The sequence below is a fragment of the Solwaraspora sp. WMMD937 genome, from assembly GCF_029581175.1.
Taxonomy (GTDB): Bacteria; Actinomycetota; Actinomycetes; order Mycobacteriales; family Micromonosporaceae; genus Micromonospora_E.
Map to the genome: position 1 here is coordinate 2,947,990 of NZ_CP120738.1, position 25,816 is coordinate 2,973,805.

Consider the following 25,816-nt stretch of genomic DNA (forward strand, 5'->3'; position numbering starts at 1 on the left):
CCCACTGGCCGGCGCTGACCGAGCGGCCGGCGCTCAACCCACGATCGATCTACGACGCGGCCCCGGGCGACATCGCCCGGGGCCGCGTCGGGGGTTCGGACAGCCCGTCACCGCGGTGCCGGCACCGGCCAGCGCGACCATCAACCCAACCGGCGGCACCGTACGCCGGGTCGCGCCGTATGCGAACCAGCCGACCAGGGAGTACGCCACCAGCCCGCGAGCACGACGCTGGTCCACCGAGGACACCAGCAGGCTGAGCAGGCCGGCGACGACCGCGGCGACCAGCAACGCGGGGTACGGCAGCGCCTGCGCCACGGTTCAGAATGCACCCTGGGCGGCGACCGAGACGGCCAGCGCCGGGCGTAAGCCGCGTCGGTCGACCAGCCGACCCAGCAGCGGCGCGCCGATCGCGCCCCGATGGTCGACGCGGTACCGGCCAGACCGGCGGCGTACCCCGGCCCAGGCTCAGCACGACGTACAGGGTCAGCGCCACACCGGCGGCGGTGTTCGGCATCCGGGCCAGCACCGACAGGGCGAGCAGCCGGCCACCCCGGGCAGCACGAGCGTCTGCCGGTGAGGAGTCAGATTCATCGGCGGTGTTGCCTCCGGCCGGCATCATGCCCGCCGGGTACGACATCGGCCAGCCGATATCCGGGCCGGCGGCCCACGTCCGGGTCGGTCAGCCGATGTCCGCGTCTCTCAGGCCGGCGGTGGTCAGGCCGGACGCAGCACCGGTGAGCCGGTCAACGTCACCCCGGCGGCCCGCATCGCGTCCAACGCCACCTCGGTGGTGTCCCGGGCCACCCCGGCGGTCAGGCCGAGCAGCACGGTGGTGTCGAAGCCGGCCCGGGCGGCGTCCAGCGCGGTCGCCCGTACGCAGTGGTCGGTGGCGATGCCGACCACATCGACCCCGGTGATGCCGCGTTCCCGCAGCCAGTCGGCCAGGCCGGTGCCGTCGTCGCTGTGGCCCTCGAAGCCCGAGTAGGCCGCCGCGTACTGGCCCTTACGGAAGACTGCCTCGATCCGATCGGCGGCCAGCGCGGGATGGAACTCGTCCCCGCCGGTGCCCACCACGCAGTGCGCCGGCCAGGTGTCGACGAAGTCCGGCGGGTCGCCGAAGTGCGCGCCGGGGTCGACGTGGTAGTCCTTGGTTGCCACCACGTGCCGCCACCGCTGCTGCGGTGCCTCGGCGACGGTCCGGGAGATCGCCGCCGCCACATCGGTGCCGCCGCCCACCGCGAGTGAGCCACCTTCACAGAAGTCGTTCTGTACGTCAACGATGATCAGTGCCCGGTGCATGCTCGTCGTCCTCCTGCTGCTGACTTCTGAACGGTCGGTCACCGGCCGTTACCGGTCGCGCCGGTCGCGGCCCGGTGGTCACTGGACGGCGGGCACGACGGTCACCGGGATGGCCGGATCTCCGGCGGACAGCTTCAGCCCTTCCCACGGTATCGAGATCAGGCAGCGGCGCAGGTGCTCGCGGGACTCGTCGAGGGTCGGCCGGGTCAGCGCCTCGCCAGCGGCGACGAAGGACCGTTGCAGCACCCGGTCACCGTTGGCCCGGTCCGGTACTCCCTGCGAGACGACAATCTCCTCGGTGGCGGTGCCGGTCGGCTTGTGCCGGCGTACCGCCACCTTCCGGCCCCCGACGGTGGCCTTGTTTTCGGAGCGCTTGACCACCGGCCGGCCGTCGACCTCGACCAGCTTGTAGACCAGCCGGGCGGTCGGCGCGCCGGAGCCGGTCACCACCGCGGTGCCGGCACCGTACATGTCGACCGGCTCGGCGGCGAGCGAGGCGATCGCGTACTCGTCGAGATCACCGGAGACTATGATCTTGGTTTCGGTGGCGCCGAGCGAGTCGAGCAGCTCCCGGGACTGTTGCGCCAGGACCGACAGGTCGCCGGAGTCGATCCGGACCGCCCGCAGGTCCGGCCCGGCAACCTCGATCGCATTCCGGATGCCCTGGCTGATGCTGTAGGTGTCGACCAGCAGTGTGGTGTCCCGCCCGAGCGTGGCCACCTGCGACGCGAACGCCGCCCGTTCGTCGTCGTGCAGCAGGGTGAACGCGTGCGCCGAGGTGCCCGCCGTCGGGATGCCGTACCGGGCACCCGCCGCCAGGTTGGACGTGGCCGCGAAACCGGCCAGGTACGCGGCCCGGGCCGCCGCCACCGCCGCCTCCTCGTGGGTGCGCCGCGAACCCATCTCGATCACCGGCCGGCCGCGGGCGGCGGTCACCGCCCGCGCCGCCGCCGCCGCGATCGCGCAGTCGTGGTTCAGCACCGACAGCACCAGGGTCTCCAGCAGGACGCACTCGGCGAACGTGCCGGAGACCGTGAGAATCGGCGAGTTCGGGAAGAACAACTCTCCCTCGGCGTACCCGTCGACGTCCCCGGTGAACCGGTAGTCGGTCAGCCATCGTGCGGTGCCGGCGTCAACCACCGCGCGGTCCCGCAGGTGTCGGACGGTCTCCGCGTCGAAGCGGAAGTCCCGGATCAGGTCGACCAGCCGACCGGTGCCGGCCACCACACCGTACCGGCGGCCGGTCGGCAGCCGCCGGGCGAAGACCTCGAACACGCAGTGCCGGTGTGCGCTGCCGTCAGCCAATGCGGCGGCGAGCATGGTCAGCTCGTAGTGGTCGGTCAGCAGAGCAGGGCTGGAGCTGGTCACCTGGCTACTGTACGGCCGCCCGGCCGGTGCGGCCCGGCCTGGCCCGGCGGCCCCGGCTCGTCGGGCAGGGCGCGCACCGCCTCGGCCAGCTCGGCACGCCCGGTCACGCCGAGCTTGCCGTACGCCCGTTGCAGATGGTTCTCCACGGTGCGGGGCGACAGGAACAACCGCTGGGCGATCTCCCGGCTGGCGACGCCGGCCGCCGCCAGCTTCGCCACCTGGTGCTCCCGGTCGGTCAGGTTGGGCTGGCCGGCCAGCAACGCCGGGGTACGCACGTCGACGCACTGGCCGAGCGACCGACCGAGCAGCACGTTGGTCTGCCCGGTGACCGGCGATCGGGCCAGCCGCTGCCGCCGTACCGCCATCGCGGCGGACTCGGCGGCGAACAGGTGCAGCCCGAGGCCGGCGAAGCCGCTGGCGGCGCGCAGCAGGGCACCGTACGGTCCGTCGGCGGCGCCTTGTGCCTGGCGCAGGACCAGCGGCGGCAGTGGGCCTTCGACGACCTTGGCGAGCTCGGTCAGCCGGTCCACTGCCAGGTCGGCCCGGTCCAGCCGGACCAGGTCGTGCAGCACCATCACCTCGTGGCCGGCGAAACCGTCGGTACGCAGCCGGGCCGCCAGCTCCCGCAGCATGCCGACCGCGCCGGCGACGTCCCCCTCGGCGACCGCCACCCAGCAGCGCGCCTGCTCCCGCCACGGGTACAGGATGGCCATTCCGGGTGTCTGCGCCCGGTCCGAGTCGGCCATCGCCGCGGCGGCCTGGGCCGCCTCGCCACGCAGGGCGGCCGCGTGTGCGCGTTCGGCGTGGGCCAGCCCGGCGTACACCCGGCCGGTGGCCAACGTGGCGCATGCCTGCAGGCTGTGTCGCAGCGCGTCGTCGAGCCGGCCGCGCAGCCGGGCGGCCTGCGCCCGGATCACCGACAGGTATCCGGACCCGAGCCGGAAGTCACCGGCGTCGGCCAGGTCGGCGAACTCCTCGGCGACGATCGCCTCGATCCCGGCCAGGTCGCCGGCGAGCACCAACCGGGTGCCGCGGGCGAGTTCCAGCGCCAGCTGCAGGTAGGGGAGTTCGGTACGCCAGTGCGGGGCGTCGGCCTCGACCCGGGCGATGGCCCGGCCGCTGCCGGTCAGGTCGCCCTGCGCGGCCTGCAGGTGGGCGATGGTGCACTGGGCCAGCCCGTGGGCGGCGTGACTGGCCGCCGGCCGGTCGAGTACGGCGTGTGCCAGCCGCAGCGCGGCGTCACACTCCAGCCGGTGCAGCCGCATGATCGCCTCGAACGAGTCGACCCGGACCCGCTCGGCCGGGTCAGTCAGCTCACGGGCACCGGCCGCCAGGTCCTCCAGCGTCGACTCGTTGCCGAGCCCCCAGTAGGCGACCAGTCCCAGCACCATCAACCAGCGGCTGCGTCGTTCGTCGGTGGTGACCTCGTCGCGGACCGCCTCGATGGTGGCCAGAGCCCGCTCCGGCTCGTCTCGGAACATCAGGATGGTCGCCCACAGCTCGGCGGCGTCGAACCCGCCGCCGGCGTCGAACGCTCGGGCGGCCAGCCGGTCCGCCAGTGGGACGTCGTACCCGGCGAACGCCCGGCCGGCCGCGCTGAGCAGCATCGCCGGGTCGTCGGCGGTGTTCGACTCGAGCCGCCAGACGGCGACCCGCAGCAGATCCTCCCGGCGGCGTGCCCCTACCCCGTCCACCAGCGAAGCGAGCTGCGCCTGCAGCCGCTGCGCCCGGGTGACCGGGCACCGGCGGCGTACCACCTCGCCGTACAGCGGATGGGCCATGTGCACGTCCTGCCGGCGGTCGGCGACGTCGACCCGGATCAGTCCTCGTTCCTCGGCGGCCTCCACATCGGCGTGCCGGCTGGTCCGCAGCAGCAGCCGCAGCCCGATCGGCTGGCCGAACGCCACCAGCTCGACGACGCCGCGGACCGGCGGGCTGAGCTGGCCGATCCGGGTGTCGATCAGGTCAGTCAGGCTCGGTGCCAGCTCCAACCGGCCGGTCCACCGCCACACCCCGTACGCCTGGGTCAGCTCCTGCCCGGACTGGGCGGCGATGACGAGTTCCCGCAGCAGCAGCGGGTTTCCCTCGGACAACCGCCACAGCCGTTCGGCCGAGGCCGGGTCCAGCGGCCCACCGAGCAGTTCCATCAGCAGGCCAGTGCTGTCGACAACGTCCAGTGGCGCCAGCTCGTCGTGTACCACCAGATCGTCGGCCCACAGTGCCCGGATCGGCAGCGGCACCGGCTCGCCGCTGAGCAGCGTACCCAGCACAGTGGCCTGACCGGAGCGGGCGATCAGGTTCGTCACCGCCGCCGAGGAGGGGTCGAGCAGATGCGCGTCGTCGATGGCGAGCACGATCGGTCGGCCCGCAGCCCGTTGCCGCAGCGACTCGACGGCCCACCGCAGTAGCGCCGAGGGGGACAACCCGGGTGGCTGGTCCGCCGGGAGCACCTGGGCGAGGCCGGCGAACGGCAGGCCAGCGGCGCTGACGCTGCCCGAGGCGAACCAGACCGCGTAGGTCTCGGTCGGCAGTCTACCTACGACTTCACGCAACAGCCGGCTCTTGCCGATCCCGGCGGAGCCACTGAGGATCAGGCCGCGACCGCCGTCGGTGGCGGCGGCGAACAGCCGGTCGAGCTCTTCGGACCGTCCTACGAAGCTCCACAGGCCCATGGCAGGGGAGCATATAGAACGGTTGCCAAGGGGGAAGGGCCGGTCACGCATCGCAGTTGAGTATGAAGTGTTCGATCAGTTGAGTAGTGATAGTCGTCGTTGTGTAAGTGATTGTGCACGTAGCGTCGGTGTGCTGGTATTTCGTGGCGATGACGCCCGAAGGAGCTCGTCTTGTGGAGTCCGTGACAGTACCGTCGAATCGCCCGGCCACCCGCGCCGCCGCCCGCGTTCCCCGGCAGCGCAGGCAGCCGCGCCGCCCAGGTGACCTGGCTGTGGAGTTGCCGATGGCCGCCCCGGTGCCGCCGCCCCCACCGGCCGACGAACCGGTCGCGGCCGTCGTGGTCGGAGCCGCGGCCAGTAGCCGCTCGGCCGTGCTGACCGCGTTTCTCGACGGTGCACCGCTGCCCGACCTGCGTCCGCCCGAGAGTTTCCTGGTCATCCGGCACGGTACGGTCGAGCGGATCGCGGCATTTCTGCCCGGCTGGTCGCAGCCGTGGATCGTCCCGGCGCGGTCGGCACGGTCCGGTGCCGGCCTGGCCCTGCCCCGTCCACCGCGCCGGGTCGAGGTGATCCGGCCGGATGCCTCGCTGCGCCGGCTCAGCCTGGTCGATTCGCCCGACCTGGAGACGCTCCGGTCGGCCGGCGCGACGGTGCTGCTCGACGCGGCGGTACGCGGCGGCGCGCTGGTCTTCGTGGTTGGTGCCGGGCCGCCGCCCGGACAGATCGAACACGAACTGCTGCGCCGGGCGCTGGGTGCCGGTGTCGCGGTATTCGTCGCTATCACCGCGGCCGGCATACAGAGCGCGGGCGAGTCGTTCCAGCGGGCGGAGCTGCTCGCCGCTGTTCCGGAGCTGGAACAGGCACCCTGGCACTCGGTCGATGCGGCAACCGGCGATGCGGTGTTTCTTCGCCGGGAGGTGACCGACTGGGCAGCCCGGGAGGCGCTGCACCGGGCCGGCGCCGGTCTGGCCGATCAGCTGGCGTTCGACGAACCACCGACACTGCCGTCCGGCGGGCCGGCAGTCGACTGGTCCGAGCGGCTGGACCGGGTGGTGCGACGGATCGGCCAGCGGGTGCGGCACACGCTGGCGATCGAGTTGGCCAACCTGCACCTGGCTGCCGTCCGCGAGCTGTTGTTCGGCGGTGGACCGGCCGGGATACCCGGCTTCCTGGACCGCGAGCTCCTGACCCTGTCGTTGCACGCGAGCGCGGCCTGTGCCGTAGGCGTGGACGACGCGGTGGACGAGGCCGTCGAGCAGGTGTTCGGGTCCGACCCGGCACAGCGGCTCGGACCGCTGCTGCGTGAGCAGCTCCGCGGCCGGCTGCTCAGGGAGCCGCCCACGGCGGTCGCGGAAGGACTCCTGACGACCGCCGCGGGCCAGTGCGAGCCGGTGCCATCCACCGTGGTGGTGGATGTCTTCGCCGCGTACCCGGTGCAGCGGTCCCGGTGCACCGTGCCGCCGATCGGCGTCGCGCTCGCCGCTGACTGCTGGCATCCGCGCGGGGGACCGTCCGGGATGGCGCCGGACCAGGCCCGGTCCTGGATCCAGCGGGCGCTGCGGGCAGTGGAGATCGCGCTGTCCCAGGAGATCGCGTTGCGGTTCGCCGCGGCACGGCGTGGCCTGGCCAACCTGTTGGCTGATGCGATCGACAGCGGCGACGCGCCGGGCTGACCGCGGTGGGCGTTGTCCGCCCCGGCCCCGCCGGTGGCACGATGGGGGAATGGCGGCTCCCCAGGTTGCTCCGGTCGAGACGCCGGACACGGTCGAGATGCCAGGTGACGAACGCCTGTGGGTGACCATCGTCTGGGACGATCCGGTCAATCTGATGACGTACGTGACCTGGGTCTTTCAGAAGTTGTTCGGGTACAGCCAGGCCAAGGCGGAGGAGTTGATGCTCGACGTGCACAACAAGGGCCGGGCGGTGGTGTCCAGCGGGGCCCGCGAGCGGATGGAGCTCGACGCGTCCCGGCTGCACGCCTACGGGCTCTGGGCGACGGTCGACCGGGCATGAGCATGTTCCGGCGCCGCAACGGGCGCGTCGTCGCCGTCTTCTCCCCCGACGAGGTACGGGTGTTGCGCAAGGTCGCCGGTGAGGTGGTGGGCCTACTCACCGACGGGTTCGAACGGGACGACCCAGTGGTCGACCGGCTGTTTCCGGACACCTACCCGGACGATCCGGCGAGCTCGGCGGAGCTGCGGCGGTACACCGAGAGCGACCTCAAGACGGCCAAGATCGACCAGGCGGGCGCGGTGCTCGCCGCGTTGCCGGCCGACGCCGACGACACGGGCGCGGAGGTCCGCCTGGACGGCGAGGCGGCCGAGGCGTGGCTGCGCGCAATCAACGACGCCCGGCTGGCGATGGGCGTCCGGTTGCAGGTGCGGGCCGACACCGATCTCGGCGCTGAGCTGGCGGCGGCCGAGCGGGAAGATCCGTCGTCGAGCCGGCTGTTCCAGCTGTCGGTCTACGCCTACCTGGGCTATCTGCAGGAGTCCCTGCTCGGCGCGTTGCTCGACTAGCGTCGACGAGTGTCGCCAGCGTGACGACCGCCACGGGCCGGCCGGGCCGGAAGAGCGGAGAAGGCGGTAGGCTGGGGTGGTGCTGAGCATCGACCGGTCGATCATCGACGCGATCGTCGCCCATGCCCGTCGGGACCACCCCGACGAGGCGTGTGGCGTCGTCGCCGGACCGGCCGGCTCGGACACGCCGACCCGGCACATCCCGATGCAGAACGCGGCCCGCTCGATGACGTTCTACGAGTTCGACTCGATGGAGCAGTTGCAGCTGTGGCGGGAGATGGACGACCGGGACGAGGAGCCGGTGGTGATCTACCACTCGCACACCGCGACCGAGGCGTACCCGTCCCGCACCGACGCGGCGATCGCCGGCTGGCCCGAGGCCCACTACCTGCTGGTCTCCACCCGTGACCCGGATGTCACCGAGATCCGGTCGTTCCGCATCGTGGACGGCGTGGTGACCGAGGAGCCGGTCAATCTCATTGACGCCGGTGTCGACCCGCACGCGGTGCAGTCGTACCTGTTCGGGCAAACCCCGACCACGGTCGACTACGAGTGTTCGTCTGGCCGCTGACCCCTGGCGCCGTACCGCACCGCGATCTGGTCCGACCTTCCGTTGCAATAGGAGCACGTCAATGTCTATCGAAGTTCGCGTCCCCACCATCCTGCGTAGCTACACCGGCGGCGCCAAGGTCGTCGAAGGCAACGGGGACACCCTCGCCGCCCTGTTGGACGACCTCGACGCCAAGCACTCCGGCCTACGTGGCCGGCTGGTCACCGACGAGGGCAACCTGCACCGGTTCGTCAACATTTACGTCAACGACGAGGACGTCCGGTTCCTCGGCGCGCTCGAGGCCAAGGTCGCCGACGGGGACACCGTGACGATCCTGCCCGCGGTGGCCGGCGGCGCGGGCGACGTCGCCTCGGCCACCACCAGCACCGTCAGCGGCTGATCGGCCCGCCATGACGCGCTACGACAGTCTGCTCGACGCGTGTGGCGGCACCCCGCTGGTCGGCCTGCCCCGGCTCTCCCCGGTGGTGCCCGACGGGGCACCACCGGTACGGCTGTGGGCCAAGCTGGAGGACCGCAACCCGACCGGCAGTGTCAAGGACCGGGCGGCCATGTTCATGGTCCGCGCCGCCGAACAGGCCGGACGGCTCCGGCCTGGCGACACCATCCTCGAACCCACCAGCGGCAACACCGGCATCTCACTCGCCATGGTGGCGAAGCTGCGCGGCTACCGGCTGGTCTGCGTGATGCCGGAGAACGTATCCGCCGAACGGATCCAACTGCTCCGGATGTACGGCGCCGAGATCATCTTCTCGCCGGCCGCCGGCGGCTCCAACCAGGCGGTGGCCACCGCCAAGCAGATCGCCGCCGAGCACCCCGACTGGGTGATGCTCTACCAGTACGGCAACAGCGGCAACGCCCAGGCTCACTACGAGACCACCGGGCCGGAGCTGCTGCGCGACCTACCCACGGTCACCCACTTCGTCGCCGGGCTCGGCACCACCGGCACCCTGATGGGCACCGGGCGCTACCTGCGGGAGAAGGTCGACGGCATCGAGGTGGTCGCCGCCGAGCCCCGCTACGGCGAGCTGGTGTACGGGTTACGCAACATCGACGAGGGCTACGTGCCGGAGCTGTACGACGCGAACGTGCTGACCCGGCGGTTCTCGGTGGGTACCCGCGACGCGGTGCTGCGGACCCGGCAGCTGGTTGAGGTAGAGGGGCTCTTCGTCGGCTTCTCGACCGGCGCCGTACTGCACGCCGCGCTCGCCGTCGCGCACGAGGCGGTCAAGGCCGGCCGCCGCGCCGACGTGGCGTTCCTGGTCGCCGACGGCGGCTGGAAGTACCTCTCCACCGGTGCGTACGGCGGCACGCTGTCCGACGCCGAGGAAGCGCTGGAAGGCCAGCTCTGGGCCTGAGCCGCACCGGTCGGCGCGGTCTGCGGACCGCGGTGTTCCGGTGCAAATGATTGGTTGCGCTATGGGCGATCCTGGTGCGGGTTGTCGAAGTCGCTCCAGTTGTTCGCGCTTCGGTGTCACGTTGACGACAAGTTGCAGCGGATCTTTCATTCCGCCGCTGGCTGCGGCGTAGGCTGCCGAGCGTGGCAGAGCCGCTGGTGGAGATCTTCGATGGCATGAACGGCGCATCGCCGGTGTCTCACCGCGACCGTGGGAACAGTTGATGCGTCTGACCGTACTCGGCTGCGCCGGGAGTTTCCCCGGGCCCGAGGCCGCCTGTTCGGCCTACCTGATCGAGGCGGACGGGTTCCGCCTGCTCGTCGACTTCGGCTCGGGTTCGCTGTCCGCCCTGCAGCGGTACGCCGGCCTGCACGCGGTCGACGCGATCCTGCTCACCCACCTGCACTGCGACCACATGCTCGATGCCTGCACCTATGTGGTGGTGCGGCGCTACGCCCCGGACGGCCCGTACCCGCCGCTGCCGGTCTACGCCCCGGCCGGCGCGCCCGACCGGATCGCCACCGCGTACAACATCAGCGGCGAGCCGGTCGACGACGTCTACACCTTCTACGGCCTGCAGCCCGGCAGCTTCCCGATCGGCCCGCTGCAGGTCACCGTCGACCGGGTCAACCACCCGGTGGAAACCTACGGGGTACGCGTGGAGCACGGCGACCGGGTGCTGACCTACTCGTCGGACACGGCACCCTGTGAGGCGCTGCTGCGGCTGGCCCAGGACGCGCACGTCTTCCTCTGCGAGGCGAGCTACCTCGACGGGGTGGACAACCCGCCGGACCTGCACCTGACCGGCCGGGAGGCCGGGGAGGCCGCGACCAAGGCGGGCGTCGGCCGGCTGCTGCTGACCCACCTGGTCACCGCCTGGGGCAGCGAGGCGTCGACGTTCGAGGCGGCGGCATCAAGCTTCGAAGGCCCGGTCGAGATCGTCCGGGCCGGCGCCCGTTACGAGGTCTGACCGGTCGACACCGGCCAACCGCTCTCTTGCCGCAGAGTTCGCCCGCTGGTCAACGCGACGTAGCCTCGGCCACCCGCACAGGCGAGACGGTGACACCCATGCGCGTCGCGATCGTCACCGAGTCCTTCCCGCCGGACCTCAACGGGGTGGCGCACTCCGTGGTGCGGGTCGCCGAACACCTGGTCGCCCGCGGGCACGAGCCGTTGGTTGTCGCACCGGCGCCGGCACCGGCCGCCGCCGAGCGGGCGGAGGCCAGCGCTCACCCGTACCCGGTGGTCCGGGTGCCGAGCCTGCCGGTGCCGCTCTACCGCAGCTTCCGGCTCGGTCTGCCGAGCCGCCGGCTCACCGAGGTGCTGGCCGACCACGCCCCGGACGTCGTACACCTGGCCAGCCCGTTCGTGCTCGGCGCGCGGGGACTGACGGTGGCCCGCCGGTTGCGGCTACCCACCCTGGCGGTCTACCAGACCGACGTGGCCGCCTACGCCCGCGCGTACCACCTGGGGTGGAGCGTAGCGACGGTCTGGCGCTGGCTGCGCGAAATCCACAACGCCGCGGACCGCACCCTGGCGCCGTCAACCGCCGCGGCCGCCGACCTGACCGCCAACGGCATCGACCGGGTACGCATCTGGGGCCGCGGTATCGACCCGGTCCGGTTCGCCCCGGCCCACCGCTGCGAACCGACCCGCCGCGAGCTGGCCCCCGGCGGTGAGACGCTGGTCGGTTACGTCGGCCGGCTCGCCGCCGAGAAGCGGGTGGACCTGCTCGCCGAGACCAGCCGGCTGCCGGGCGTACGCGTCGTGGTGGTGGGTGAGGGACCGGCCCGCAAGGAGCTGGAACGCGCCCTGCCGGCGGTGCGCTTCCTCGGTGCCCGGCACGGCCAGGACCTGGCCCGGCTGTACGCCAGCTTCGACGTGTTCACCCACACCGGGCCGCACGAGACGTTCGGTCAGACTGTGCAGGAGGCGCAGGCCAGCGGCGTACCGGTGGTGGCGCCGGCCGCCGGCGGGCCGATGGACCTGGTCACGCCCGGGGTGACCGGGCTGCTGGTGCCACCCGGTGACCCGACGGCGCTCGCCGGGGCGGTCGCCGGGCTGGTCGCCGACCCGGCCCGTCGGGCCCGGTACGGCCGGGCCGCGCGGGCCGCGGTCGCCGGCCGCACCTGGGCGGCGATCGGCGACGAGCTGATCGAGCACTACCGCGCCGTGCTGGACGTACCCGGCGTCGTGGCCCGCCTGCCGGTCGCCGCCTGACCGGTCCGGTGTGACCCGGTCGGGCCTGGGCGCCGGTGTGACCCGGTCGGGCCTGGGCGGTCCGGTGTGACCCGGACGGGGCCCGCAGCGGCGCGGCACATAGGCTCTGCGCATGGCACGACCCGACGGACGCACCCACGCTCAGCTACGACCGGTGACCCTGACCCGCAACTGGAGCCTGCACCCGGAAGGGTCTGTGCTGGTCGAGTTCGGGCAGACCAAGGTGCTCTGCACCGCGAGCGTCACCGAGGGGGTGCCCCGCTGGCGGAAAGGGTCCGGACTGGGCTGGGTGACGGCCGAGTACGCCATGCTGCCGCGGGCGACCACCACCCGGTCGGACCGGGAGAGCGTCAAGGGCCGGCTGGGCGGCCGGACCCACGAGATCTCCCGGCTGATCGGCCGCAGCCTGCGGGCCGCCGTCGACCTGAAGGCGCTCGGGGAGAACTCGATCGTGCTGGACTGCGACGTGCTGCAGGCCGACGGTGGCACCCGGACCGCCGCGATCACCGGCGGTTACGTCGCGTTGAACGACGCGGTCAGCTGGCTGGCCGACCGCAAGGCGCTCAGCGGCAAGCCGGACCGGGTGATGCGGCGCTCGATCGCGGCGGTCAGCGTCGGCGTGATCGACGGCGAGCCGCGGCTGGATCTGTGTTATCTGGAGGACGTCGCGGCCGACGTGGACATGAACGTGGTCTGCACCGGCGACGGGGACTTCGTCGAGGTGCAGGGCACCGGCGAGGCGGCGGTGTTCGGCCGGGACCAGCTCGACGCCATGCTCGACCTGGCGGTCGCCGGCTGCGCCGAGCTGACCGCCGCGCAGCGTAAGGTGCTGGACCGGTGAGCGCGGCACCGGCCGGGCGTACCCGGCTGCTGCTCGCCACCCGCAACGGCAAGAAGCTGACCGAGCTGCAGCGGATCCTGGACACCTCGCTCGGTGCCCACCGGGTCGAACTGGTCGGGCTGGCCGACTTGGAGCCCTACCCGGAGGTGCCCGAGTCCGGTCTCACCTTCGGCGAGAACGCGTTGCTCAAAGCCAGGGAAGGCTGCCGGTACACCGGGCTGCCGACGGTCGCCGACGACTCCGGTCTGGCTGTTGACGCGCTGGGTGGGATGCCCGGAGTGTTCAGTGCCCGCTGGTCCGGCCGACACGGTGCCGACCTCGCCAACCTGAATCTCGTGCTGGCCCAGCTCGCCGACGTGCCGGACGAACACCGGGCAGCGTCGTTCGTCTGCGCTGCGGCCCTGGTGCTGCCCGGCGGCAAGGAACACCTGGTCGAAGGACGCCAGTCCGGCCGGCTGTTGCGCGCCGCTCGCGGCGACGGTGGCTTCGGTTACGACCCGATCTTTCTCGGCGACGGCCAGGAACGGACCAACGCCGAGCTCAGCCCGGCCGAGAAGGACGCGATCAGCCACCGTGGCAAAGCATTCCGGTTGATGGCGAAGGTCGTCGCGAAGAGCGTCGGATGACGCCGGTAAATTTAATTAGTGCTTAGATCTCTGGTTACGCGGCGTACATCTGAGCTCACCCCCGTTAGGCTCGCGCGGCAAGCTCATGCCACAGGGGGGCTGTTTTCTTGAGTAGACACAGATTGAGCGACGCCATCGCGCGTACCGGGTCCGGCCGCCGCCGGCTCATCGTCGGCGGCGTGAGCGCCGCGCTGCTGGCCGGCATGGTGGTCACCGCCCTGCCGTTGCTCGCCGACGACGAGGTCACCGTGTCGGCCACTGCGGACACCACCGCCACCGACGTGCCGCAGGACGGTGACAACGGGGCGAAGACCACCCTGGCCACCTGTCCCGCGCTCTGCGAACGCAACCCGCGGGGGGCCCGGGACGCGATCGTCGAGTTCACCGTCGACCAACTGCCGGAGTCCGTCCGTAACCTGCGGGTCCGTCTGCAGTTGTACTCCTGGCAGGACCTGGACGCGCAGGTCACCGCGTACCGGACCGCAGTGGACGCCCGTCAGCCGCGGCCGTCGCTGGCCGGGGCGGACGGGATCGCCCGGACCGTCGACCGGGCACTCGCGACGCTGCCGACGGTCCGCAAGGGCTACAACGAGTGGGACGTGTCCGCGCAGGTCGCAGGCAACGGCACCTACACGTTCGCGCTGCGCCAGACCGGACTGAACAAGCGCGTCTACTGGCCGTCGGTCGAATACCGCGACCAGTCGATCCGGCCCCGGCTGGTGATCAGCTACGAACCGGCGGCGGACGACGCGCCCAGCACTCCGCCACCGGCCGCGGCGCCGACTCCGTCCGCGCCGCCGAGCGCGCCGGTGCCGACCACCGCGGCCCCGTCGGCGTCAGCGTCGGCGTCCGCTTCGCCGACCGTGGCGCCCAGCGCGTCGGCCAGTCCGCCGGCCCCCGGCGCCGGCTGCGGCTCGGTGTCGGACCTGCTGGTGCCCGCCTGCGGTGCCTGGTGGGGGATGTACTCGCCGACCAGCGCCGCGAAGGGCTGGAACCACGCCGGCGCGGTCGCCGAGGTCGAGGCGCAGGTCGGGCGCAAGTTCGACATCGTGCACCGCTATCACGACTTCTCGAATGCCGGCAGCAACGGGGCGTTCCCTGACAAGTTCGAGCAGGAGCAGATGCGCGGCGGTCGGTTGATGTTCTTCGCCTGGGAGTCCCGGATCTTCTCCTCCGGCACCACGTTGAGCTGGCGGGACGTCTACAGCGGCCGGTACGACTCGGTGATCGACGACGTGGCCGGCCGGATCAAGGCGACCGGGGTGCCGGTGTTCATGGGCTTCGACCACGAGCCGGAGGACGAGCCGGCCAAGGGCAGCGATGCCGACTTCGTGCGGGCCTGGCGGCACGTGCACCAGCGCTTCGCGAAGGCTGGCGCGGACAACGCGGTCTGGGTGTGGGTGATGATGGGCTGGTCGGGCCATTACGACCGGTACGCCGGTCTCTATCCCGGCGATGCCTATGTGGACTGGGTCGGCTACGATCCGTACAACTTCTACGCCTGCAACGGTGGCAAGACCTGGAAGGACCCGCACACCACGGTCGGTGGCTTCTACCGGTGGCTGGACGAGCACCGCATCGGCGTGGGCAAACCCCGGATGCTGGCCGAGTTCGGCAGCAACCTGCACCCGGACGACCCAGCGGCGAAGCAGCGGTGGTTCGAGCAGTTCCCGGCAGCGATCAAGGCGCATCCGAAGATCAAGGCGGTGGTCTACTTCAACTCCGCCGGATCGACGAACACCTCAGCCACCTGCAACATGACGATGAACCACAACCCGTCGGCACTGGCCGGATTCACCAAGGCCGGCAAGGACTCCTACTTCCGGCAGCCGCTGCCGGGCCGGAGTTGACCTGGTAGGACGCTCAGCAGAACTGGTAGAAACCCGATCGGCCGCCGTCCGATCGGTGGATGTCTGACCCGGCTGGGGTTGGCGCACGCTGTCTGAGACAATTTCCCATCTGGAGGGAAGCGTGAACCAATCCCAGCCTGGCTGGCGTCTGTCCAGCGGCCGTCGCGTGTGGGCAACGTCCCTGGTCGCGACCGCTGTAGTGCTGACACTGATCATTGACGCGACGGCTGCGGGCGCCGCCGTCGTCCCCACCCCGGCTCCGGCCACTCTGGTCTCGACCAACCCGGCGGACCACACTCCACATGCCCGCAACGGCGAGGCCCGAGCGTTCGCCGAGATCGGTGGCGTGATCTTCGTCGGTGGCACTTTCACCGAGATCCGGCCGACCAGCTCGGCGACCTGGCAGGCCCGGCCGTACCTGTTCGGCTACCAGCGGTCCACCGGCGCGCTGGTCGCCGGCTTCCAGCCCGACCTGGACGGTGCGGTGAACACCCTCGAGGTCACTCCGGCCGGTGAGCTGATCGTCGGCGGGGTCTTCCGCAACGTCAACGGAGAGGCCCGCCGCAATCTGGTCGCCCTCGACCCGACGACCGGTGCCACGGTGTCATCCTGGGAGGGCCGCTCCGACGGCGGAGTGGTCCGCGACATGGAGGTCAGCGGCGACTGGCTCTACATCGGTGGCGCGTTCAACTGGGTCAACGGCACCCAGCACGCCGGGCTCGCCCGGCTGGACGTGGACACCGGCGCGATCGATCCGACCTTCGCGGTCGACATCGCGGTCGGCCGGCACGACGTGCCGCCGTACGTGTGGACGCTCGACGTCGCGCCCGATGGCGACACGCTGGTCTTCGGCGGCAACTTCCGCGAGGTCGACGGCCTGACCCGGGAGCAGATCGCGATGGTCGACCTGACCGGTACCCCGACCCTGGTCGACTGGGACAGCAACCACCGGTTCGCGCCGAACTGCTCCTGGCGAACCTTCACCCACTACGTGCAGGACATCAGCTTCGGCGATGACAGCAGCTACTTCGTCGTCGGCACCAACGGTGGCTCGGGCTGGCCGACCGCGTACTGCGACGCGCTGGCCCGCTACGAGACTGCCACCCGGGGCAGCGACCTCGACGCCACCTGGCTCAACTTCACCGGCAACGACACCATCACCTCGGTGGTGGTCCGCGACGGCATCGCGTACACCGGTGGGCACTTCCGCTGGCTGAACAACCCGAACCGTAGCGACAACGCCGGCGACGGCGCGGTCGACCGGCTCGGTATCGGTGCGGTGACGGTGGCTACCGGAATGCCGGTCAACTGGAACCCGCGACGCAGCGGCGGATCGGCGCTGCCGGCCGGTGCCAGCAGCTGGGGTTCCGCGGTACCGGTGCTCTGGTTCGGCTCCGACGGCCTCTACTTCGGCCACAATTCCGACGGCATGGGCAACGAGTACCACGGCCGGCTGGGGATGTTCCCCGACGCGGGCGGGCGGACCATCGTGCCGCGGAACCCGCCGACCGGCAGCACCGGCTACCTCTACCTGGCGGCGGCCAACGGCGACCTGGCCAAGGTGCCGTTCGACGGGGCAACGCTCGGCACGGCGACCGTCACCAACCAGCCGAACCTGACCAACGCCGGCGCGGTGTGGCGGGTGCACGACCGGATCTACTGGGCCCGCCCGGTCGCCGGCACCGAGACCGGCAGCCGGCTGGACATCTCGATGTTCAACGGCAGCAGCGTCGGCGGTCCGTGGGAGAGCTCGGGCTACAACTCCTGGTTCGACGCGTTGTCGCTGAACGCGGCGTTCTATCTGGACGGCCGGCTCTACTACACCCGCTCCGGCAGCGGCAACAACCAGCTGTTCTACCGGTACTTCGAACTCGACGGCAACTATCTCGGCGCCACCGAGTTCACCGTGCCGACCGACGGCGTCACCTGGAGTTCGGTCCGTGGCATGGCCTGGGTGGCCGGCAGCATCGTGTTCGGCTCGTCCGACGGGCGGCTGCGAGCGGTGCCGTTCGATCCGACCGCCGACGTAGCCGTGGCTGGCGCCTCGGTGACCGTGCTGGCCGAGCCCGACCCGGCGCTCGACTGGACCAACCGGTCGATGTTCTTCGCGGCCGAGTGACCTGGCGGTAGACCGCCCGGTGACCGGAGGTGGGCCGGCGGCAGCACCGAGGCTGCCGGCCCACCGGCCATTTTGTATGGTGAGGCATCGTTGCACAGGGGAGGCGGACCGGTGGGGTCGAGCACACGTCGGCACGGCGCGTTGCTGCGGGTGTTGTTCGCCGTCAAACGGACCTACTACCAGCTGCGCTATCCCCGGCTGCGGCTCGGCCGGGACGTCGAGATCCGCGGCCGGATCCGGCTGCGCCGAGGGGTACGGGTGACGATCGGCGACCGGACCCGGCTCAACAAGCTGGTCCGCTTCGCCGGCACGGGTGAGGTCACCGTCGGTGCCGACTGCCTGCTCAACGCCACCTGGATCGGCAGTTGGACCAGCGTTGAGGTCGGCGACCGCTGTCTGCTGTCCGACTGCGAACTGATGGACAACGACTTCCACAATCTTCCGCCGCAGCTGCGGCACGCACCGCCCGGCCCGGCGACCCGGGCACCGATCGTCGTCGGGGACAACGTCTGGATCGGGGCGCACGTCCTGGTGATGAAGGGCGTCCGGATCGGCCATGACAGCGTCGTCGGTGCCGGCACGGTGGTTCGCGTCGACGTACCTGACCGGGTCGTCGTGGTCGGCAATCCGCAGCAGATTGTGAAGAAGTTCGATGAGTGACCAGCCTGCCCGGACCGTGACCCTCACTGACCTGCTGCGGATCCCGAGCCTGCGGTGGATGACGGTCGTCGCGGGTGCCGCGACCGGCCTGCTGTTGGCGATCGGCTACCTGGTGGTGGCCCCACCCGCCGCCTCGGCCACCGCGGTCGTCGCGGTCCGGCCGGTGGTCACCGACGCCTTCACCTATCCCGGGGCCGGTGCCGACCGTTCGGTCAACATGAACGTCGAGAGTGGCATCGCGGCCAGCACCGAAGTGCTCTCCCGGATCGCCGAGGCCCGGTCCTCCGACGTCGTGGAGGTCCGCCGGGCGCTGGAGATCGAGGTCCCCACCGGCGGCCAGATCCTACGGTTCACCTACTCGACCGGCACGGTCGACGACGCCGTCGACACCGTGAACCTGGCGGCCGCCACCTACCTGCAGGTCCGCCAGGAGATGTACGAGCGGCAGCGGACCGACATGCTGGCCTCCTACGACGAGAGCATTGTCAAGGTCGCCGAGCAGCAGGACGCGGCGCAGAGTCGGGTCGCCAACGCGAACAGCACCCCGGCAGCCGACGCCGCGCTGGCCGAGTTCGGCTCGCTGAGCAATCAGCTGACCGAGCTCAACGCGGCCCGTACCGAGATCGCCGCGATCGACGTCACGCCCGGCTGGATCACCCAAAGTGCCCAGCAGCAGCTGTCCACCGACGGTCCGCCCGGGATCCTGTACCTGGCGGCCGGTCTGCTGGTCGGCGCGGTGCTCGGGGTGCTGCTGACCTACCTGCGGGAGTCGGTGGACCGGCGAATCCGCAGCGAGGCGGAGGCCAGCGAGGTCGCCGGGCTGCCGCTGCTGGGCACCGTACGCCGCCGCGGGTTGCGGGTTGACGCGCGTACCGTCGATGCCGACGTCCGGTACGTCGGCATGGCCATCGCCGAACAGCTCCGCCAGGCGGTCCGTACCCCGGTGGTGGTGATCTCGTCGCGCAACCGGGAGGACACCACCCCGATGACCGCGAGCCTCGCCGTCGCACTCGCCGCCGACGGGCGGGACGTCTACATCGGCGACGACAGCCACCGGGTCACCGCGCTGCGCGACGCGCTGCTCGCCGACCGGCGCCGGGTGCCGTCCGGGCCGTTCGTTCCGGCGCAGCCGGGCGGTGGGGCACCGACCCCGCCGGGTGGTGCGGCACCGACCCCGCCGGGTGCTGCGGAGCAGCGCTCCGGCGACAGCGGCGACCCGGAGAGCACCCTGATCTTCTCCCTGCCCAACGCCGACCAGGACCGTACGGTGATCCTGCCCCGGGTGACCGACAACGCGGACGCCCCGGCGGGTCCCGCACGGCGACCGTCGCCCCGGCCGACCCCGGGTACCGGGCAGTCCCAGCCGTCGGGCGGGGACCGGTCGGCGACCGGCGATCGCCCGGCCGGTGACGGCGGCCCGGTGGTGGCCACCATCCCGGTCCGTACGCTGCCGGCGGACGCGCTCACCGTCGGGGCCGGCATGGTCCGGATCGGCCTGTACGCCCAGGCACCGCGCGACGGGGAAATCGTGCTGTTCAACGCCCCACCGGCCGAGTCGGACGAGCGTGGCGTGCGGGAGGCACGGGCCGGCACCGCGATCGTCGTGGTCGAGCGGGACCGTACCCGGCTGGCCGACCTGCGTCGGTTGACCGACCGGTTACGCGCCGCCGGGGCCGAGCCGCTCGGCTTCGTGCTCACCGGCAGCGGCCGTGGTTGACCAGGCCCGGCACCCCCCGGCGCTGCCGATCTGGCCGCTGTGGCTGATGTTCGGCCTGGTGCCGGTCTGGTGGCTCAGCGGGCTGTTCTACTTCGGCTGGCCGGTGCTCGGCGCGCTGCTGCTGATCGTCATGTTCGTCCGGGGGCAGATCCCGTTGCCCGCCGGCGCCGGGCTCTGGCTGGCCTTCCTGGCCCTCGTGGTGGTCAGCGCCACCCAACTGGCCGACGTCGGCGCGCTGCTCACCTTCACCTTCCGGTTGTTGTTCTACGTCACCGCGATCGTCGTCTGCTGCTACGTGTACACGATGGCGCGGGAGCGGGACGCGTTGACGGTGGTGCTCGGCCCGCTGTGCGCGTTCTTCGTCGCCCTGGTGCTGCTCGGCTGGTTCGGCCTGCTGATGCCCCGGTTCGGCATGGTCACCCCGTTCGAACTGGTGCTACCGGGTGGGTTGTCCGGCAACCCGTTCATCCGGGACATGGTGCACGCACAGACGACCGAGTACAGCGCCCGCTCGACCGATCCGATCTTCCGGCCGGCAGCCCCGTTCGCCTACACCAACACGTTCGGCAGCACGTTTGCCATCACCCTGCCGGCGGTGGTGGCCTGCCTGCTGCTCGGTGCCCGGGGTCCGGCCCGGACGGTCCTGCTGGTCGCCCTGCCGTTGTCGCTGCCGCCAGCGTTCCTGACCCTCAACCGGGGCATGTTCCTCAGCCTCGGCGTGGGGCTGGCCGTGCTCGGCCTGCGGGCCGCGGCCCGGGGCAACGTCAAGGCGTTGGCGTCCATGCTCGGGGTGGTGGCCGTCGGCGGGCTGGTCACCCTGTTCATTCCGATCGGCGAGCTGATCGAGCGCCGGGTGAGTGTCAGCGACACCAACACCGACCGGCTGTCGCTCTACCTGGAGGTGCTGCGCTGGGTCCAGCGGTCACCGGTGCTCGGTTTCGGCGCACCGGTGCAGGTCGACACGGTCACCGCCGACGCGCCGATCGGCACCCAGGGTCAACTGTGGGCGGTGCTGTTCAGCCACGGTGTTCCGGCGTTGGTCTGCTTCATCGGTTGGTTCGTGATCGTCGGGCTCCGCTGCTGGCCGGCCCGGACGGCGGCCGCGCAGTGGCTCTCCGTCGTGCCGCTGATCGGCCTGGTCCAACTGCCCTTCTACGGCCTGGTCAATCAGAACCTGACTGCGATCTTCTACGTCGCCGGGGTGGCGTTGGTGCTCGTCGACCGGGAACGTCCGGGCCGCCCGCCCAGTCGACGTCCAGTTCCGCAGCGCCTGGTCGGGGCCGTACGGTGACCGCCGAAACCGATCAGCGGGAGACCCGGCGCAGCGCCCGCAGCGGTGCCATCGGACTGGCCGGCGCGGCGGTCAGCGGGCTGTTCGGCTTCGTCCTCGCGGTGGTCATCACCCGCGGCTACGGGCCAACCGGTGCGGGCGCGTTCTTCGCCGCCGTCGGACTGCTCACCGTGGCCACGGCGGTCTGCACCCTGGGGGCCGAGACAGGACTGCTCTGGGCGTTGCCCCGGCGCCGTACCGGCGCCAGCGGGGACGCCGCCCGGATGCTGCCGGTGGCGTTGCTGCCGCCGCTGGTGTTCGCCATCGTGGCGGCCGTCGTCGGGCTGCTGGTCGCCCCGCAGCTCGCGGACGGCCTGTTCGACCGGGCGAGCACGGAGACCGTACGCCTGGTTCAGCTCTGCGCGGTCGGGTTGCCGGTGCTGGTCGCCACCGGTCTGATGCTCGCGGCCGTCCGCGGGGTCCGACCGATCGGCGGCTACGTGGCGGTGCAGTTCTTCCTGCTGCCGATCGGCCGGCCGGTGCTGGTCGGCCTCGCCGCGCTGGCCAGCGGCGCGGTGCTGCTCGGGTTGGCCGGCTGGCTGGTGCCGGCGCTGGCCGCTCTGCTGGTCTGCGCCGGTCTGGTCGCCGGCCCGCTCGGTCTGGGGCGCGGCGCCCGACTGCGGGCCGGGTCGGCGGACTGGCGTGGCTTCTGGCGGTTCGCGCTGCCGAGGGCCGGCTCGGCCGCGATCGACGCGGGCAGCATGTGGATCGGGGTGCTGCTGGCTGTCGCGCTGGCCGGGCAGGCCGAGGCGGGCATCTTCGGCGCGGTCGGTCGGTACATCCTGGCCGGGCAGCTCGCCCTGCAGGGGCTGCGGGTCGCGGTCGCGCCGCAGTTGTCCCGGCTGCTCGGCGCGGACCGGCCGGCCGAGGCGGCAGCGGTGCACCGGCAGACCACCAGCTGGGCGATCGTGCTCTCCTGGCCGGTCTATCTGCTGCTGGCGGTCTTCGCACCGGGCTTCCTGAGCATCTTCGGACCGGAGTTCGCCGCCGGTGCCACGGCGATGACGGTGCTGGCCGTCGCGATGCTGGTGAACATCGCGGTCGGCAACGTGCAGACGTTGCTGCTGATGAGCGGCCACAGCGGCCTGCACCTGGTGGCCACGCTGGTGAATCTGACGGCGACGGTGTCGTTGGCGTTCTGGCTGGTGCCCCGGCACGGGGTGCTCGGCATGGCGGTGGCCTGGGCCACCGGGATCGTGCTGGAGAACCTGATCGCGGCGACCGCCGCCCGGCTGGTGGTCGGGCAACCACTGGTGGACCGTCCGGTGTCGGTGGCGGCGGCGGCGACGTTGGCCGGCGTCGGGGCGGTCAGCGTGGTCGCGGTCGCTGCGGCCGGCCGGGACGTAACCGGCCTCGGTACCGCGTTGGCTCTGGTCGGCGCGGTCGTGATCGTAATGTCGGCGCTGCCGGGTGTGCGGCGCCGGGTGTGGCGCAGCGTCAGACAGAGAGGTGGGTGAGAAGGCCATGGCGTCCATCAGGGACCGCATCAAGCAGGCGGTACCGACGCAGGTGACCGACCGGGTACGCGAGTCGATGGTGCACTACGGAGTACGTACCAGTCACCGTCGTCCGCTGCCGGACTTCCTGATCATCGGCACCAAGCGTGGCGGCACCACCTCGCTGTGGAACTACCTGATCCAGCATCCGCTGGTGCCGCGGCTCTTCCCGGCCTGGAACACCAAGGCCACCCACTACTTCGAGGAGCACTGGTCGCGGGGGGAGGCGTGGTACCGGTCGCACTTTCCCACCGAGCGTCAGCGCGCCGCGCTGACCGCCCGGTACGGCGGCCCGGTCCGCGCCGGCGAGGCCGCTCCGCTGTACATGTTCCACCCGACGGCCGCCGAGCGGGTCCAGCAACTGCTGCCCCAGGTACGGCTGATCGTGCTGCTGCGCGATCCGGTCGAGCGGGCGTACTCGCACTGGAAGGAGCGGCGGACCGAGGGCAAGGAGCCGCTGGACTTCCCGCAGGCGTTGGCGAGCGAGCCGGAGCGGACCGCCGGTGAGCGCGACCGGCTGATCGCCGATCCGAACTGTTTCTCCGAGCCGTACGACTGGTACACCTACCGGGCGCGTGGGCGCTACCTGGAGCATCTCGAGCCCTGGCTGGACCGGTTCGACCGCGCCCAGTTCCTCTTCCTGACCAGCGAGGAGTTCTACCGCGACACCCGGTCGGCCTATCTGCGTACGCTCGATTTCCTCGGCCTGCCCGGGCATGAGCTGCCGACGTTCAAGGTGTACAACGACCGCCGGTCGGCGCCGATGGACGACGCGCTGCGTGCCGAGCTGACCGCCTACTACCAGCCGCACAACGAGGCGCTGGCCCAGCGGCTGGGGCTGCGGCTGGACTGGGCCGGGTCGCCGCGATGACCGGCACCGACCCACGTCGCCGCGACGACGGTCTCGGCTGGGTGACCCGGGCGGTCTTCCCGGACGAACGGGTCCGGCTGACGCTGCTGCCGGCCGGGGCGTCGCAGCCGGCGCTGGATCCGGCCGACCGGCTGCTGGCCCGGTACGCGGTGGTGCCGTCACCGGCCCGGGCCCGGTTCCTGTTGCCGTTGGGGCCGCGTCGGGTGACCGCCGCCTCGGTCTGGGCGTACAACGCGCTGCGCCCGCTGCGGGTGCGGCTGCCCCGGGCGTTGCTCGGTCTGGCGGCCCGGACCGGGGTGCTGCAGGTGACCCGGCCGGCGGTGCTGACCGTGTCGGCCGGACCGGAGCCGGCCGGGCAGTTGACGCTGGTCGACCATCTGGCGGCGCACTCCGGCGGGGCGCGCTGGTACGCGGCGATCGGGGTCCGTCCGCCGGACCCGAACCACAAGCCGACGGTGCAGCTGTTCGACGCGGCTGGCCGGCCACGCGGCTACGCCAAGATCGGTTGGAACGACGCCACCCGGGAGCTGGTCCGTGCCGAGGCCGCCGCGCTGGCGGCGGTGGCGCCGGTCGCTGGGGTGGGCGACCATCCGGTGGTGCCGAGGTTGCTGGCCGCCGGCGAGTGGTCCGGTCAGGCGGTCACCGTCGTCGAGCCGCTGCCCGCCGACGTGCGGGGGGTCGGGGTGGGCGAGCCGCCGCAGGTCGCGGCGGTGCTGGCGGTCGCCCGGCGGGGTGGTGCGCCGGCCGCGCCGCAGCCGCTGGCCGGCTCGGCATTCCTGGACCGGCTGCGGCGGTCGGCCGCTGCGGCCGCGAGTGACCCCGACGGTACGGCGGCGGCCGGCGGGCCTGCCGCCGGCGCCGCCGACCCGCTGGCCGGACGCCGGCTGGCAGCGGCGGTGGAACGGCTGGCCGAGCGGTTCGAGCAGGTGCGGGTCGAGTTCGGTCACTGGCACGGCGACTGGGTGCCGTGGAATCTCGGCCGGTACGCCGGCCGGCTGGTCGCCTGGGACTGGGAGCACAGTGGCCCCGAGGTACCGGTCGGCTTTGACCTGGCGCACGATGCCTTCCAGCGCAAGCTGGTGCTCGACGGGGCTCCGGCGGCGAGCGCGGCGGCTGCTGTGGACGCCCAACTGCACCGGCTGGCCCCAGCGTTGGGTGTGGACGCCGAGCGGCGGCGGCTGATCGTCCAGAGTTACCTGATTGAGATGTGGCTACGGACCTGGCGGCTGGCGGCTGGCGGCGCCGGTTGGAATCCGGCGCTGCACCCGGCGCTGCTGGACGTGATCGAGCAGCGGGGTGCCGACTGACAGTCGCCGTGGATCGTCTCATATATTGAGACACCCTTGTCGTATGCCCGACGTCAGGATTGTTGATCATGTGATTGCCAGCTTGTCGGCGGTGGCGCTGGGGTCTGCTTACCTACTAATCCTATCGAACGGATAGAAAATCTCTCACATTCTTGGGCACGGATAGTAACTGTTTGTTGGAATGCTCAGTTGTTGGACGGTTTCGGTGTGTAGTTGCGAACTGTGGTGATCGGGGATGTTGTCGCAGGTCAAGTGGATCGACGGGAAGGTGTCAAGCGACCTCCGCCAATTTTCTTTCCGGCCGTGGTCGCATATATTGTTAATCCAAACAGCGGTTGGCCGGCTAGTGAACTCTGGGGGCGTCTGTGGCCAACAACGTGCCTGACGTTGACAGTGCACCCACGCTCCTGCTCGTCGGCTCGAGCGGTGGTCACCTCGCGCAGTTGCTTGCGCTCGAGCCGTGGTACGTCAACCGAACCCGGTGCTGGGTGACCTTCGACACGCCGGACGCCACGTCGCTGTTGCGTGGCGAGGATGTCATGTGGGCGCACCATCCGACGACCCGGAACCTGCGGAACCTGGTCCGCAATGCCCGGCTCGCCGCGCGGATCTTCCGGCGGCGGCGGGTCGCCGCCGTGATCACCACCGGTGCCGGAGTGGCCTTTCCCTTCGTGTTTCTTGCCTGGTTGCGCGGGGTGCCCGCGATCTACATCGAGGTCTATGACCGCATCGACACGGCGACGCTCACCGCGCGGCTGTGTCGCCCTTTCCTGTCGGCGATGCTCGTGCAGTGGGAGGAGCAGCGGCGCCAGTACCCGGAGGCGACCGTCGTCGGCAACCTGCTATAACTGTGCGCATTTATGAACGACGATGACATGTCAACGTAACAAGAGTAGAAGTGGCCAGGTCAAGGAGTTGATCGTGGTGGAATCCGCGTTGTCGAACACCGGGCCGAC

Annotated in this window: 23 protein-coding genes; 19 read left to right on the forward strand and 4 right to left on the reverse strand. The window is 71.4% G+C overall.

The window, feature by feature from the left end:
* Window positions 1-33: 33 nt before the first annotated feature.
* From O7621_RS12965 to O7621_RS12980, 4 genes are all read right to left on the reverse strand, one after another.
* Complete coding sequence (locus O7621_RS12965) at window positions 34-315, reverse strand: hypothetical protein (RefSeq protein WP_282234184.1); 282 nt, start codon at window positions 313-315, stop codon at window positions 34-36.
* 399 nt (window positions 316-714) lie between these two features.
* A complete protein-coding gene (locus O7621_RS12970) occupies window positions 715-1,299 on the reverse strand; it encodes a nicotinamidase (RefSeq protein ID WP_282234185.1) in 585 nt (194 codons plus the stop codon).
* Between the two features lie 78 nt (window positions 1,300-1,377).
* Window positions 1,378-2,667 (reverse strand): nicotinate phosphoribosyltransferase, encoded by a 1,290-nt coding sequence (locus O7621_RS12975; protein ID WP_282234186.1) that lies wholly within the window; start codon window positions 2,665-2,667, stop codon window positions 1,378-1,380.
* Window positions 2,664-5,339, reverse strand: coding sequence for a LuxR family transcriptional regulator (locus O7621_RS12980; RefSeq protein ID WP_282234187.1), 2,676 nt, complete (start codon window positions 5,337-5,339; stop codon window positions 2,664-2,666). The genes O7621_RS12975 and O7621_RS12980 overlap by 4 nt, the downstream gene beginning before the upstream one ends.
* Before the next feature lie 173 nt (window positions 5,340-5,512).
* Between O7621_RS12980 and O7621_RS12985 the strand changes: the two genes are divergently transcribed.
* The 19 genes from O7621_RS12985 (at window position 5,513) to O7621_RS13075 (ending at window position 25,708) form a co-directional block, all read left to right on the forward strand.
* A complete protein-coding gene (locus O7621_RS12985) occupies window positions 5,513-7,012 on the forward strand; it encodes a hypothetical protein (RefSeq protein WP_282234188.1) in 1,500 nt (499 codons plus the stop codon).
* Between the two features lie 49 nt (window positions 7,013-7,061).
* The gene (gene clpS, locus O7621_RS12990) at window positions 7,062-7,352 is read left to right on the forward strand and encodes an ATP-dependent Clp protease adapter ClpS (protein ID WP_278167442.1); all 291 of its coding nucleotides are present in this window, start codon (window positions 7,062-7,064) and stop codon (window positions 7,350-7,352) included.
* Window positions 7,349-7,858 carry a DUF2017 domain-containing protein gene (locus tag O7621_RS12995; protein WP_282234189.1) on the forward strand — a complete coding sequence of 170 codons (510 nt, stop codon included), beginning with the start codon at window positions 7,349-7,351 and terminating at the stop codon, window positions 7,856-7,858. The genes clpS and O7621_RS12995 overlap by 4 nt, the downstream gene beginning before the upstream one ends.
* Before the next feature lie 79 nt (window positions 7,859-7,937).
* Complete coding sequence (locus tag O7621_RS13000) at window positions 7,938-8,429, forward strand: M67 family metallopeptidase (protein WP_282234190.1); 492 nt, start codon at window positions 7,938-7,940, stop codon at window positions 8,427-8,429.
* 61 nt (window positions 8,430-8,490) lie between these two features.
* Window positions 8,491-8,808: a MoaD/ThiS family protein gene (locus O7621_RS13005; RefSeq protein WP_282234191.1), complete on the forward strand. Its 318-nt coding sequence runs from the start codon at window positions 8,491-8,493 to the stop codon at window positions 8,806-8,808.
* A 10-nt stretch (window positions 8,809-8,818) separates the two neighbouring features.
* Window positions 8,819-9,784, forward strand: coding sequence for a pyridoxal-phosphate dependent enzyme (locus O7621_RS13010; protein WP_282234192.1), 966 nt, complete (start codon window positions 8,819-8,821; stop codon window positions 9,782-9,784).
* A 262-nt stretch (window positions 9,785-10,046) separates the two neighbouring features.
* Entirely contained in the window at window positions 10,047-10,793 is a 747-nt protein-coding gene (locus tag O7621_RS13015; RefSeq protein ID WP_282234193.1) for an MBL fold metallo-hydrolase, read from the forward strand.
* Between the two features lie 98 nt (window positions 10,794-10,891).
* Entirely contained in the window at window positions 10,892-12,043 is a 1,152-nt protein-coding gene (locus O7621_RS13020) for a glycosyltransferase family 1 protein (protein WP_282234194.1), read from the forward strand.
* Between the two features lie 112 nt (window positions 12,044-12,155).
* Window positions 12,156-12,884 carry a ribonuclease PH gene (gene rph / locus O7621_RS13025; protein ID WP_282234195.1) on the forward strand — a complete coding sequence of 243 codons (729 nt, stop codon included), beginning with the start codon at window positions 12,156-12,158 and terminating at the stop codon, window positions 12,882-12,884.
* Window positions 12,881-13,510 (forward strand): RdgB/HAM1 family non-canonical purine NTP pyrophosphatase, encoded by a 630-nt coding sequence (gene rdgB, locus O7621_RS13030; RefSeq protein ID WP_282234196.1) that lies wholly within the window; start codon window positions 12,881-12,883, stop codon window positions 13,508-13,510. The genes rph and rdgB overlap by 4 nt, the downstream gene beginning before the upstream one ends.
* Before the next feature lie 122 nt (window positions 13,511-13,632).
* A complete protein-coding gene (locus O7621_RS13035) occupies window positions 13,633-15,360 on the forward strand; it encodes a glycosyl hydrolase (RefSeq protein WP_282234197.1) in 1,728 nt (575 codons plus the stop codon).
* A gap of 181 nt (window positions 15,361-15,541) precedes the next feature.
* Window positions 15,542-17,479, forward strand: a complete 1,938-nt coding sequence (locus tag O7621_RS13040) for a hypothetical protein (RefSeq protein ID WP_282234577.1) — start codon at window positions 15,542-15,544, stop codon at window positions 17,477-17,479.
* 111 nt (window positions 17,480-17,590) lie between these two features.
* Complete coding sequence (locus tag O7621_RS13045) at window positions 17,591-18,139, forward strand: acyltransferase (protein WP_282234198.1); 549 nt, start codon at window positions 17,591-17,593, stop codon at window positions 18,137-18,139.
* Window positions 18,132-19,856, forward strand: a complete 1,725-nt coding sequence (locus tag O7621_RS13050) for a lipopolysaccharide biosynthesis protein (protein ID WP_282234199.1) — start codon at window positions 18,132-18,134, stop codon at window positions 19,854-19,856. The genes O7621_RS13045 and O7621_RS13050 overlap by 8 nt, the downstream gene beginning before the upstream one ends.
* A 46-nt stretch (window positions 19,857-19,902) precedes the next feature.
* Window positions 19,903-21,147: an O-antigen ligase family protein gene (locus O7621_RS13055; protein ID WP_282234578.1), complete on the forward strand. Its 1,245-nt coding sequence runs from the start codon at window positions 19,903-19,905 to the stop codon at window positions 21,145-21,147.
* A complete protein-coding gene (locus tag O7621_RS13060; protein WP_282234200.1) occupies window positions 21,144-22,643 on the forward strand; it encodes a lipopolysaccharide biosynthesis protein in 1,500 nt (499 codons plus the stop codon). The genes O7621_RS13055 and O7621_RS13060 overlap by 4 nt, the downstream gene beginning before the upstream one ends.
* Window positions 22,644-22,650: 7 nt before the next feature.
* Complete coding sequence (locus tag O7621_RS13065) at window positions 22,651-23,553, forward strand: sulfotransferase domain-containing protein (RefSeq protein ID WP_282234201.1); 903 nt, start codon at window positions 22,651-22,653, stop codon at window positions 23,551-23,553.
* On the forward strand, window positions 23,550-24,860 hold the full coding sequence (locus O7621_RS13070; protein WP_282234202.1) for a hypothetical protein: 1,311 nt from the start codon (window positions 23,550-23,552) through the stop codon (window positions 24,858-24,860). Before O7621_RS13065 ends, O7621_RS13070 begins: the two co-directional genes overlap by 4 nt.
* A gap of 365 nt (window positions 24,861-25,225) precedes the next feature.
* Window positions 25,226-25,708, forward strand: a complete 483-nt coding sequence (locus O7621_RS13075) for a UDP-N-acetylglucosamine--LPS N-acetylglucosamine transferase (RefSeq protein ID WP_278167457.1) — start codon at window positions 25,226-25,228, stop codon at window positions 25,706-25,708.
* The last annotated feature ends 108 nt before the right edge of the window (window positions 25,709-25,816 follow it).